Origin of the sequence: Flavisolibacter ginsengisoli DSM 18119, from assembly GCF_900129295.1 — a bacterium.
GTDB lineage: Bacteria > Bacteroidota > Bacteroidia > Chitinophagales > Chitinophagaceae > Flavisolibacter > Flavisolibacter ginsengisoli.
The window spans coordinates 20137-33224 of sequence record NZ_FQUU01000014.1; the positions used below are offsets into that span (position 1 = coordinate 20137).

Consider the following 13088-nt stretch of genomic DNA (forward strand, 5'->3'; position numbering starts at 1 on the left):
CATAATAAAAAGGGCCTGCGTTCAATGCAGGCCTTTTCTTGTCAATATTGGTCTATAAGATAGAATGTGTTAGTCCGAATGAGATACCCGTATTAAATTCATTACTTTTTAAGGACTCATTGGCAAAGGAAACGGCGCGGATTGATTTATAATTCAAATTCCAGTGCGCAGTGAATCTTGTCCTGTAGCTCAGAAAATAATCAGCACTGAAATCAATTTCCGGGCTGATAATTCGCATTTCCTTGTATACCACCTCCCTTGAAGATTTGCCAAAGGAAGCATCCATTTGTATATAAGCATTGATGGCAGTCCTGTTATTAGGGAAGTATCCCCAGCTATACCGGCTATATAGCCTGGTAAGCCATTTCCATGTATCAATTTTTGATACTGATTCAGAGCCCGAATACATATTCCTGGTCTCATCGCTGTTCCATTTTTTCTGGAAGCTTAGTATGGTGGAAAAATTACGTTGCCACTTCAGGTTCAATGGTTTGTAATTTTCATAACCTAATAATGGCATCAGACTAGTATAGGTTGATGTCTGCTTATCTGAATTATTCACGCGATCAGCCTTAAAATAACGGCTGTTTTTTTGAATGCCACCTCCAGGTACCAGTTGTATATACCAATTGGACCCTGATGAACGGTAAGGATTATAAGCCATTACCCAATTGTCATTGATAGTAGTAAAATACCTGATATCGTTTACACTGATCAACCCTGATGCTTTCAAAAAGGAATCGATCTGGGTGAATTCATAGATCCTTCTTCTCCGGTTGTCAAATACTCTTTTGTTGTTAACAGTTGTGATGAGCTGGGCGAATTGCCTGGTGTTTTCGGAAGTTGGGCTGCTGTTCAACAGGCCTTGCTGTTCCAGGTCATTCAATATATACAGCGCAGTTTGCGCATCAGTAACATTTTCTATTCTTCCCTTACCAAAACCCAGCATGAACATATTTTCAGCAAGCAGGTTGGTATTCGTAGTATTCCAGACTGTGTATTTCGATTTATTTGTGGCCAGTGTATGATTCAGAATGTTGCCCCATTCCCAGAACCAGTTATTTTTTCTATAATAACGGTCCGTGTAACTCCAGTACACATTGTACTGGAGTGAGTGTGATTTAGTGCTGGTATCATTTTGGCCATATGTATTGTAATACCCTGCAGGAGAAAATCTGATCACGCTAGTATGCATTCTTTTATCAGTGCTCAGAGTATGATAGTAATCCAGGTTGGAGGGATACAGGTTCCAAGTGGAATATTTTCTGCTATAAGGCTCCGGGGCATTAACATCACTCACCGCCCCTGAAAAACCCAGGTTAAACTCCAGTACAGTAATACCTGGAGTACGGTATTTATAATCTTTTAATTGAAAGCTGCTGTCCTGTGCATAAGTACTGTGGATAATAATCAGAAGGAAAAAGGGTAGAAGTCTTTTTTTCATATGCAGGCATTTGATTATGGTTGATTAAAGTGTAAGTATAATCTATCCTTTCTGCAGCATGTTTAAATGTGGTATTAAAAAAAAGCTAAAGCTGTAACTGGAAAATATTGTTTTTCGACTATGAATTAACGGTGTTAAATAACCGTAGCTATAATCCATATTACATGTTCCCTGTTCCTTTTCCGGCCTATGTATCTGTTTTTATCAGAATTTTACCTGAGGGTATGGTCCGCAGCATGCATAAAAAAAGACTGTCCTTATAGGAGCAGTCTCTTTTATAAAACAAAGTAAATTCTACAATATTATTTTTTCAATAGCTGCGCCATGGTAATGCCAATATCAGCAGGGCTTTGAACCACATGTATACCACATTCTTCCATGATCTTCATTTTGGCAGCAGCCGTATCTTCTGCACCACCTACAATGGCACCTGCATGACCCATACGGCGTCCGGGAGGAGCTGTCTGGCCCGCAATGAATCCTACCACAGGTTTTTGATTTCCGTTGTCCCTGATCCAATGGGCAGCTTCTGCTTCCATGCCACCACCTATTTCACCGATCATAACAATGGCATCTGTTTCCAGATCATTCATAAATAGTTCTACTGCTTCTTTTGTTGGCGTGCCAATGATAGGGTCGCCACCTATGCCCACAGCAGTTGAAATACCTAAGCCTGCTTTTGCTACCTGGTCCGCTGCTTCGTAAGTAAGCGTACCTGATTTTGAAACAATACCTATTCTTCCTTTTTTGAATACAAAGCCTGGCATGATACCAACCTTGCATTCGTCGGCTGTAATAACGCCGGGACAGTTAGGCCCTATCAGTCTTGTATTTTTTCCTTCTATAAAGTTTTTCACTTTCACCATATCCTGCACAGGAATTCCTTCCGTGATACAAACGATCAATCCAACGCCTGCATCAGCTGCTTCCATGATGGCGTCAGCTGCAAATGCCGGTGGTACGAAAATGATAGATACATCGGCACCTGTTTCTTTAACACAATCGGCAACTGTATTGAATACTCTTCTATCAAGGTGACTGGTGCCACCTTTACCGGGTGTAACACCACCAACCAACTGTGTTCCGTATTCGATCATCTGTGAAGCATGGAAAGTGCCTTCAGTACCGGTAAAGCCCTGTACCAGCACTTTTGAATTCTTATTGACAAGGATACTCATATTCTATTTTGTAAGTTGGGGGCAAAAGTAAGGAAATACCATGTCCCTGTTTATTGAATCTATTTTAAAGTATGCTAATGAATAGTTGTTGGTAATTGCTTTCCGGGCACAACTACTCCGGTAGTTTCATTAGTATTCCCATTTTACCAGTGTCGCGCCCCAGGTGAAGCCACCTCCAAATGCTGCCAGGACAATATTATCGCCCTTATTTAATTCATGACGCCACTCCCAAAGGCATAGGGGGATGGTGGCTGCCGTTGTGTTGCCATACTTTTGAATATTCAGCATCACCTTCTTATGATCGATTCCTATCCTGTCTGCTGTGGCATCTATAATGCGCTTATTGGCCTGGTGGGGTACCAGCCATGCAATATCATCTCCTGTAAGATTATTTCTTTCAAGCAATTCAGCACTCACATCGGCCATGCCTTTTACCGCAAATTTGAAAACCGACTGTCCTTCCTGGTAAACGAAATGTTCTTTATTGGCAACCGTTTCTGCAGTGGCTGGCTTTAAAGATCCGCCGGCTTTCATGTGCAGGAACTGGCGTCCGCTACCATCACTTTTCAGGATGCTGTCCAATACACCATAACCCTGGTGATTAGGTTCCAGCAAAACAGCACCGGCACCGTCGCCAAAAATGATACAGGTCTGGCGGTCGCTATAATCAATAATGGAGCTCATTTTATCTACACCCACCACTACCACTTTCTTATAACGGCGGCATTCGATAAGTGCTGCCCCCGTGGTCAATGCATATAAAAATCCTGAACAAGCAGCTCCCAGGTCAAATCCCCAGGCATTTTTTGCCCCTACTTTATCGCTGATGATATTGGCTGTTGCCGGGAAAACCATATCAGGGGTAACAGTAGCACAAATAATACAATCAATTTCTTCAGGGCTGATTCCACGCTTTTCGCAGATCTGTAAAACGGCGGGGACTGCCAGGTCGGAAGAGGCCTTACCCGGTTCTTTTAAAATGCGTCTTTCTTCCACGCCTGTTCTTGTCCTGATCCATTCATCATTGGTATCTACCATCTTTTCAAGGTCAAAATTGGTGAGTTTGGTTTCAGGAACATATCCTCCAACGGCCGTAATTGCTGCAGTGATCTTTTGAACCATTATGTAAATTTTAAAAGGGAACGAAGATACGGATGGTTTTAAAACTGCTTAAAGACCAAAGATCCTGCCATCTAAAAACACGTATTCATCCCGTACTAGTTACATATTCTTTACTGCGGGTTTTAAATTATCATCCCATTGCTTACTTTGCAGCCCTATGATTGCTTTTTTGACCGGAAATTTCGTAAAGAAGACGCCCTCTTATATTTTTATAGACGTCGGAGGAGTAGGCTATGAAGTGCAAATCAGCCTGAATACATACACCCATATCCAGGATATGGAAAAAGGCACGGTGCAAACGCATCTTATTGTGAGGGAAGATGCACACATATTATTTGGCTTTTTCGACCTGGCAGAAAAAGAAATGTTCCTGCAACTGATAGCAATAAGCGGTATTGGTTCTAATACAGCACGGGTAATGCTGTCATATATGAGACCTGATGAATTGAGCCGGGCCATTGTTCAGGGTAATGTAAAAGCACTGGAGTCTATCAAAGGAATCGGTAAGAAAACCGCTGAAAGAATTGTAGTAGAGCTGAGGGACAAATTGTCTAAACAACCCATTGATACTGATATAAATATTTCTACCTGGAAGGGCAATACTTTACAGGCAGATGCGTTAAATGCACTAATTGCTTTAGGCATCAATCGCCAGGCTGCTGACCAGGCCGTTCAAAAGGTGTTAGCGCAAGACCCCGGACTTGGGGTAGAGCTATTGATTAAAAAAGCGTTACAAATCCTTTGATATACCCTTATTGACTAACTAATTGTAGAGAAAAGACTTGGCTTCCCATTCTACCTATAAGTTCCCTAAGATGGTGGTTACCCTCCTTATATCCACCTTTGCCTTTTTCCAGGCTCAAAATCTCTATTCGCAGCAAAGCCCGCAGGACACCTCCCGGTATCCTTTGCAGGATCGTAGGGGTGATCCATATAATTTCCCTAACCGTAATCCCTTTGATCTCAAGGATACAGGCTTTGTGAAGCGGACCATTGAATACGACCCAAAAACTAAACAGTATTACATTGTAGAAAAGATTGGCAACCAATATTATCGAAGCCCGGCCACTTTCTCCATGGACGAGTTCCTGAAGTTGCAGGGGCAAAAGGATGAACAGGCCTATTTCAGGCAAAGGGCCAACCTGCTGTCCAATTTAAACAGGCGCAACTTTAAACCTAAGTTTGGGTTTTCCAAAGACTGGGTGAACAGGATCACCGGTAATGGTAAAGTAGAGATTCGTCCTTCAGGTTATGTGGATCTTTCAGCGGGGTACCAGGGACAGAACATTAAAAACCCTACTCTTCCTGAAAGAGCCAGGAAGACAGGTGGTTTTGATTTTAATGAGAATGCACAGTTGCAGGTAGATGCCAAGATAGGCGACAAGATCAACCTGCCTATTAACTATAATACCCTTGCAAATTTTGATTTTGAGAACCAGCTCAAGCTGGATTACCAGGGAAAAGAAGATGAGATACTAAAACAGTTCCAGATGGGTAATGTGAGCTTTGCTTCCAAGGGTACCCTGATCCCGGGTGCTCAATCATTGTTTGGTATAAAGACACAATTACAGTTTGGTAAATTATATCTTTCTACAGTCCTTGCTAACCAGCGTTCGCAACGTCAATCCCTTGGCATGCAGGGTAGTTCGGCAACCCAATCTTTTAGTATAAGGGCAGATGAATATGAAGAGAACCGTCACTTCCTGATGGCCCAGTACTTCCGTAAGAATTACAATAAGGCCATGAGGGACCTCCCCATTGTACGGAGCCCGGTTCAAATATTACGTGTGGAGGTTTGGGTAACCAACCGCCTGGGTATTGTTCCGGATTTCCAAAACGCAACTGGTTACCGCGATGTGGTAGCCTTTATGGATATGGGAGAAAGGGATCCTTATAATAAGATCCTACTTACCGGTTCGGGAGATTCCATGCCAAGGAACAATGCCAATGATCTTTTTAATGTGCTTTCTACCAATCCTAATACACGCAACTCAAGCCTGGTGCAACAAACTTTGACAGGCCTGGGATTTCAGCCGGTACAGGATTTCGAAAAGACCTTTGCCAGGAAGCTGCAGCCCAGCGAATATTATTTTAATCCCCAGATAGGATTTATATCTCTGAATCAACCCTTACAGCCAGACGAAGTGGTGGGAGTTGCTTACCAGTATACTTCTAATGGACGGATCTACCAGGTGGGGGAGTTCTCGCAGGATATACCGCCTGATAGCAGTGGCAACACACAAAAAGTATTGTTTCTGAAATTACTTAAGGCCACTTCACAGCGTACCAATCTTCCCATCTGGGACCTCATGATGAAGAATGTGTACAGTGTGGGATTTGGCCAGTTGGAACGAAATGACTTCAGGCTGGATGTTACCTATGAAGAGCCAAGTGCAGGGGATAAAAGATATTTGCCACCAACGAATGTTTTGCCACAGTATAAAGGAATTCCTATTATTCAGCTGGATAACCTTGACCGGTTGAATAACCAGAATGATCCGCAGCCGGATGGGCTCTTTGATTATATTGAAGGATTTACTGTGATTTCCTCTCAGAGCAGGATCATATTCCCTGTACTGGAACCTTTTGGGCATGATCTTGATTATGTTTATCCATCGCAGGCGGAGGCTGAGAAATATCTCTTCTATCCTCTATATGACACTATAAAAGCTATTGCGCAGAACTATACCAATCTTGACCGCTTTAAACTGGTAGGAAGGTCTAAGTCTGCAGTGAATTCAGAGTACCAGTTAGGGTTCAACATTCCCAGAGGGTCGGTGAGTGTTACAGCTGGCGGAAGGATATTGCAAGAGAATATTGATTACGAGATCAACTATGACCTTGGAACACTTCGCATAACCAACCCCGCTATCATCCAATCTGGATTGCCGGTTCAGGTGCAGTTTGAGAACAACGCCACCTTTGGTTTACAGCAAAGAAATTACCTGGGATTAAGACTTGATTACCTGGTCAACAGGCATTTGACCGTTGGTGGTACTATGGTCAGGTTAAGCGAACGACCTTTCTTTACAAAGCAGGGTTATGGTGAAGATCCTATCCGTAATACCATGTATGGTACTGATTTCGATTACCGTAATGATTTCCCAAGGATGACTAAATGGTTGAACAAGCTGCCATTTTATTCAACCAAGGCCATGTCAAGCATCACTGCCTATGGTGAGGCAGCCATGTTAAAGCCTGGACATGCGCCACAAATAGGACAAGGTGGAGAAGGCGTTATATATATAGATGATTTTGAAGGAACCCGCAGTACGGTTGATTTAAGATTCCCTTTAATCAGCTGGACCCTGGCATCTACTCCGCAGAATTCACCTGACAAGGATAATAATATCCTGTTTCCGGAAGCAACCTTGAATAATAACCTTGCAAGTGGGTATAACAGGGCCAAGTTAGCCTGGTACAATATCGAGCCTGTGCTGCAGGAAAGAAAGAATTCTAATAATCCTTTGCGCAATGATCCTGCAGAATTGTCCAAGCCGGAAACCAGGCAGGTATTATCTACCGAGATATTCCCCCAGCGCACCAATGACCTGGGACAAAACCTGTTGACCACCTTTGACCTTGCCTATTATCCTCAGGAAAGAGGACCATATAATTTTAGAACTTCTGACCTTAATCCTTCAAATGGTGCATTGATGACACCCAGGAAATCATGGGGTGGTATTATGCGAAGCATAGACCAGACAGATTTTGAAACCAGTAATATTGAATTTATTGAGTTTTGGGTGCAGGATCCTTTTATCAATAACCGGAACCCTCAAGGTGGGGAACTCTATTTTGATCTTGGAAATATTTCAGAAGATGTTTTACATGACGGACAGCGTTTGTACGAAAATGGTTTACCCACTCCCTCACAACCAAATCTTCCTGTAGATGAAACCGTTTGGGGTAAAGTGCCAAGAAATCCCATCCAGGTAACGAATGCCTTTAGCAACGATCCAAATGACAGGCCTTTCCAGGATGTAGGATTTGATGGATTAACAGATACGGCCGAGCAACGTAAGTTTCAACCTTATTTACAGCAACTCGCCACTGTAGTGGGATCTAATTCTCCTGTTTATAAAAAAGCACAGGCCGATCCTTCAGCAGATAACTTTAAAGGTTACCGTGACCCGGCTTATGATGCACAACCAGTGGCGGGAATTTTACAACGGTATAAGGATATTAATAACCCACATGGTAATTCGCCGGTTGCCAGCAGCACCGATCAATTTACCAACGCATTTACACTGTACCCCGACCAGGAAGAACTGAACCGTGATAACACCCTGAACGAGGTAGAGGAATATTTTCAATACAGGGTAGAACTAAAGCCTGGTATGGACCAGCTGAATAATAAGTATATAACAGATATAAGAGAGGCTAATGTGCGGCTGGCTGATGGATCCTCTCGTACAGAAAAATGGTTCCTGTTCCGGATACCTGTAAAAGATGTCCAGGCTAAAGTGGGTAATATTCCTGACCTAAAATCCATTCGGTTCATGAGGATGTTCCTTACCGATTTTGAGGATACAACCGTATTGCGTTTTGCAAAACTGGAACTGGTAAGAAATCAATGGAGAAACTTCACCTATGAAGTAGATACCACGGGTAACTATGTTCCCTTGCCTGCCAATGATCCAACTAAAGTAAATGTGTTGGCAGTGAACCTCGAAGAAAATGACCAGAGAACACCAATCCCTTACCGTCAATCTCCTGGTATAGAACGCCAGCAGCAGATCAGCAATAATAATGTCCAGTTATTATTAAATGAGCAATCATTAAGCTTGCGGTTGAATAATCTTTTGCAGTCAAAGGCCCGTGGTGTTTTCAAAACCATGAGCCTGGACCTTCGCCAGTATGGTAGCCTGAAGATGTTTGTTCACGTCGAGGACATGCTGAATCCGGGAACCCATATTAATAATGGTGACCTGAATGCAGTGGTGCGTTTAGGAAATGATTTTGTAAGCAATTATTACGAAGTGAAGATCCCGTTGCGGGTGACTCCATGGGGTACAAGAGATTCACTTGGCATCTGGCCGGCAGAAAATAATCTTGACTTTGACCTGAGCATTTTGACCCAGCTGAAAACCCGCAGGAATAGTTCAGGTGCATCCCCATCTATATATTACCAGGAAAAAGGAGCAGGTGGGAAAACCTTTGCAGTAATGGGTAACCCCAACCTGGGTGAAGTGAGGGGCATGTTCCTGGGTATTGAGAATGTTGGCCAGGAAACCGTCAATACGGAGGCCTGGTTCAATGAATTGCGCTTGTCTAAGCTGGACGAGAAAGGCGGGTATGCTGCATTGGGCCGTGTCGATATCAGGTTGGCTGACCTGGGTAACCTTAATTTCAGCGGAAGCATGAGGAGCATTGGCTTTGGAACATTGGAGCAAAAAGTAAATGAAAGAAGCCGCGAGACTTTCTCACAATACGATATCAGCACCAACCTTGACCTGGGAAGGTTATTGCCACGCACATCAGGTATACAAATACCAATGTATGCAGGGTATAGTAAAACAACTACTACTCCAGAATACGATCCTTATGACCTGGATCTTAAGTTAAGCCAAAAGATAAACGCCGCTTCTTCCAAGACTGTAGCTGATTCTATCAGGAGAGATGCTATTGATGAAACCACTATCAAGACACTGAATTTTACAAGTGTTAAGAAGAACAAAACCAATGGCAAACCACCGCAGCCATGGGATATCTCTAATATAGATTTGAATTATTCTTTCATTCACCAGCAAAGAACCAATCCAATTATTGAGCTGGAGGATGTGAAAAGAACCAGGGCTGCCATTGGTTACAATTATGCACCGCAGCCTAAATTTATTGAGCCCTTGAAAAAAGTGTTCAAATCCAGCTCACCATGGCTGGCATTGATAAGGGATTTCAACTTCAATTATAAACCCTCGCTGATATCAATAAAGGCTGATGTGTTCAGGCAGTTTGGGGTATTACGTAACAGGAATGTCGGTACCTCATTTAAATTGCCTGAGACATTTAATAAATTCTTCTATTTCGATCGTTACTATTCCTTGCGTTGGGATCTAACCAGGTCGCTGACCCTTGATTTTAATGCCGTAAACAATGCACGCGTTGATGAGCCTTTCGGGCATATTGATACAAAGGATAAGAGGGATACTGTAAAACGTAATTTCTGGTCTGGTGGACGTAATACACATTATCACCAGGAAGCATCATTAACGTACAACCTGCCTACTTCCAAACTGCCATTGCTGGACTGGACAACAGTAAGAGCTACTTATGCAGCGAAATATGATTGGGTGGCAGCTTCATTGCTGGCGAGGGAATTAGGTAATACTTTGGTGAATGGGCAAACAAGAAACCTGACGGCTGATTTTGACTTCGACCGCCTGTACACTAAATGGAGATTTTTAAGGGCTGTCTATAGCGATGCTCCCGTAGCTCCAAAGCCAGCACCAACAGTGAAGGACACTTCTACAAAAAGGAAAGAAAAGGATCCTAACCAGATGCCTACAGTTTCAGGTGTGCCAAAATTCTTCGCCCGGCTGGTTACGTCTGTAAAAAGAATTGGTGTTCAATATACTGAAGACCTGGGAACGCTGTTGCCAGGCTACCTGGATAGTACAAAAGTGTTGGGAATGAATTTAGGCACAGGCAATCCAGGGTGGAAATATGTAATGGGCTACCAGCCAGACACTAGTGATATCAATGAATTTGGAAGAAAAGGATTGTTGACACGCGATTCATTGTTTAATGCACTGATACAGCAGCGTTATAATCAGCACATTAGTATCACTGCTCAAATCAGTCCTATTCGTGATCTGAACATAGACCTGAATCTTGACAGGACCTACGATAAGAATTATTCGGAGTTATATAAGGACACAGGTGGAGTGGATTCAAAACTGCAACGTTTTAACCCTTATGCTACCGGAAGTTTCAGCATGAGCTATATTTCATACCAGACATTGTTTACTAAGTTTGACCCTAACGAGATATCAGAAACCTTCAGGCAGTTTGAGGCCAACAGGTTATTATTATCGCAAAGGTTGGGTGGTAAGAATATTTATGCCGATCCCAATTTAACCACCCCTGATGGTTATGTTCAGGGCTATGGTCGTTATGCACAGGATGTATTGATCCCTGCCTTCCTGGCGGCCTATACCAAAAAAGATCCGTTTAGTATCCAGTTGATCAAAAACTCCAATCCTAATCTTAGGGCTAATCCATTTTCAAGTTTGATACCTAAGCCTAACTGGAATATTACCTATAATGGATTGACAAGGATGAAGGGAATGGAAAAGATATTTACCAGCTTCACAGTGCGACATGGGTATAATAGTACTTTGAGCATGAATAGTTTTAATACTGCACTGTTGTTTATGGATCCCCTGAGAGTAGGTTACCCTTACTTCAGGGACACACAGACTGGTAACTATGTCCCTTACTTCCTGGTGCCAAATATTACTATCAGTGAGCAGTTCAGCCCATTGGTAGGTGTCGACATGTCTTTTACCAATCAGTTGTCTACCAGGTTTGAATATAAAAAGTCAAGGCAGTTAAGCTTAAGTTTGGTGGATTACCAACTGGCAGAAAACCGTTCTACTGAATACTCGATAGGCATTGACTGGCGTAAAAGAGGAGTGCCATTTTTAAGGAATATCAAGATAGGGAAAAGTGGTAAAGGACTGGATAATGATGTTACCATGCGTTTTGATTTCAGTTTAAGGGATGATGCCACAGCCAATACCAAACTTGATCAGAATACAGCATTTGGTACAGCAGGTCAGAAAGTGATCAGGTTGGCGCCTTCCATTGATTATGTTATGAACAACAGGGTCAATATCAAATTGTATTTTGAACAGAACAGGTCAATTCCTAAAATAGCAACTACTGCACCCATAACAACTACAAGAGCGGGTGTTCAGATCCGTGTTTCTTTATTGCAATAATTAAACGTGCAAATGAATTATAAATAATAAGCCTCAAGCAATTGAGGCTTATTATTTTAAACCCTTGTCTTTTTAAACAGCATTACATAACCACACAGCCCTTTCTTTTTCTTTTTATTGACTTGTAAAATCCTGAATTGATGGTAAAGTGTAACCTTAGGCACGTAGGAGAAGGAGATAAAATTGCTTTCGCTGCGGCTTCGTTTTTCATAGATCACCATATTTCCATCGGCATCGATCAAACGCACTTCTACCTGGCTGGAATTGTGATCCCCGATAAATACAAAATGATATAATGATTTTTCCTGCAATGGTACGATCACCGGCAGTTCATACTGGCTTTCCATAGTCACTGAATTTTCTTTCAGGAGCGTAAAGCCTTCCAATGCTACAGCCTTTGTGATACTATCTGCCTGAACATGTATTAATGAGTCATTGCACGGTTGAAGTTTTAAAACTTCCTGTGAAAAGGCACAGGTACAAGAAATGGTTATCAGTAAAAAGGGAAGAAGGAGGTTTTTCATAGTAAAATACGTTGAATATAAAGCTAATTTAAAGCTATTACCGGCGTTAAGAATAGCTTATTCGATTGTTCCTGATCTGTTAATAACAAATGAGTTGGCTTGTTGGGTGCATGTAACTACAAGGTCATTGATACATACGTGGGCGGGTAGGGAAGCAGTATAATATATCACATCTGCCACATCTGCCGCAGACAATGGCACAAAACCTTCATATACTTTTTTGGCAGTATCTTCTGCACCTTTAAAACGGACAAGAGAGAATTCGGTTTCAGCTGCCCCAGGATGGATGGCTGTGACTTTGATAAAGTGTTGTAACAGGTCTATACGCATAGCCTTGCTAATGGCATCAACTGCTGATTTTGATGCACAATACACATTGCCGCCTTCATAAGCTTCTTTCGCCGCAGTAGAACCTATATTGATTATATGGCCTTTTTTTCTTTTGATCATAAAAGGAATGATTGCTTTTGAAACATACAATAATCCCTTTACGTTCGTATCTATCATAGTATCCCAATCATCCAGGCTGGCCTTGTCAAATTGATCCCTTCCAAGGGCAAGCCCGGCATTGTTCACCAGGATGTCCACATGTTTCCAATCTTCAGGTAAATTGTTTATGGTTTCAAAAACGGCCTTCTGGTCACGCACATCAAATGGTGCAGCAAAACATTTTACACCATATTTGTCTTCCAGGTAATGCTTTTGGTTCTGTAACCGGTCTTCCCTGCGTCCATTCAAAATGAGGTTGTAACCATTCTTAGCAAACTGCAATGCACAAGCTTCACCAAAACCCGAAGTAGTGCCCGTAATGAAAACTATCTTATTCATGGCAGCGAAGATAATCCAATCAACTTTTTATTTAGATCCGGGTATG

7 protein-coding genes are annotated in these 13088 nt (G+C 42.3%); 2 read left to right on the forward strand and 5 right to left on the reverse strand.

Annotated elements, in window-relative coordinates; translation table 11 throughout:
- Positions 1-52 precede the first annotated feature (52 nt).
- The 3 genes from BUA53_RS15180 to BUA53_RS15190 form a co-directional block, all read right to left on the reverse strand.
- Positions 53-1444: a hypothetical protein gene (locus tag BUA53_RS15180; protein WP_072836246.1), complete on the reverse strand. Its 1392-nt coding sequence runs from the start codon at positions 1442-1444 to the stop codon at positions 53-55.
- Between the two features lie 302 nt (positions 1445-1746).
- Positions 1747-2622 carry a succinate--CoA ligase subunit alpha gene (gene sucD / locus BUA53_RS15185; protein WP_072836247.1) on the reverse strand — a complete coding sequence of 292 codons (876 nt, stop codon included), beginning with the start codon at positions 2620-2622 and terminating at the stop codon, positions 1747-1749.
- Positions 2623-2751: 129 nt separating this feature from the next.
- Entirely contained in the window at positions 2752-3744 is a 993-nt protein-coding gene (locus tag BUA53_RS15190; RefSeq protein ID WP_072836248.1) for a beta-ketoacyl-ACP synthase III, read from the reverse strand.
- Positions 3745-3901: 157 nt separating this feature from the next.
- On the opposite strand from BUA53_RS15190, the gene ruvA reads away from it, so the two are divergent.
- Both ruvA and sov read left to right on the forward strand, forming a co-directional pair.
- Positions 3902-4489 (forward strand): Holliday junction branch migration protein RuvA, encoded by a 588-nt coding sequence (gene ruvA, locus BUA53_RS15195; RefSeq protein WP_072836249.1) that lies wholly within the window; start codon positions 3902-3904, stop codon positions 4487-4489.
- 70 nt (positions 4490-4559) lie between these two features.
- The gene (gene sov / locus BUA53_RS15200; protein WP_072836250.1) at positions 4560-11690 is read left to right on the forward strand and encodes a T9SS outer membrane translocon Sov/SprA; all 7131 of its coding nucleotides are present in this window, start codon (positions 4560-4562) and stop codon (positions 11688-11690) included.
- Between the two features lie 56 nt (positions 11691-11746).
- Here sov and BUA53_RS15205 read toward each other — a convergent pair whose 3' ends face one another.
- Positions 11747-12214, reverse strand: a complete 468-nt coding sequence (locus tag BUA53_RS15205; RefSeq protein ID WP_072836251.1) for a hypothetical protein — start codon at positions 12212-12214, stop codon at positions 11747-11749.
- Positions 12215-12271: 57 nt separating this feature from the next.
- Positions 12272-13042, reverse strand: a complete 771-nt coding sequence (locus BUA53_RS15210; protein WP_072836252.1) for an SDR family NAD(P)-dependent oxidoreductase — start codon at positions 13040-13042, stop codon at positions 12272-12274.
- Positions 13043-13088: the final 46 nt, after the last annotated feature.

Coding starts and splice junctions, on each gene's coding strand:
- BUA53_RS15180 (WP_072836246.1), bottom strand. CDS start 1,444: ATGAAAAAAAGACTTCTACCCTTTTTCCTTCTGATTATTATCCACAGT.
- sucD (WP_072836247.1), bottom strand. CDS start 2,622: ATGAGTATCCTTGTCAATAAGAATTCAAAAGTGCTGGTACAGGGCTTT.
- BUA53_RS15190 (WP_072836248.1), bottom strand. CDS start 3,744: ATGGTTCAAAAGATCACTGCAGCAATTACGGCCGTTGGAGGATATGTT.
- ruvA (WP_072836249.1), top strand. CDS start 3,902: ATGATTGCTTTTTTGACCGGAAATTTCGTAAAGAAGACGCCCTCTTAT.
- sov (WP_072836250.1), top strand. CDS start 4,560: ATGGTGGTTACCCTCCTTATATCCACCTTTGCCTTTTTCCAGGCTCAA.
- BUA53_RS15205 (WP_072836251.1), bottom strand. CDS start 12,214: ATGAAAAACCTCCTTCTTCCCTTTTTACTGATAACCATTTCTTGTACC.
- BUA53_RS15210 (WP_072836252.1), bottom strand. CDS start 13,042: ATGAATAAGATAGTTTTCATTACGGGCACTACTTCGGGTTTTGGTGAA.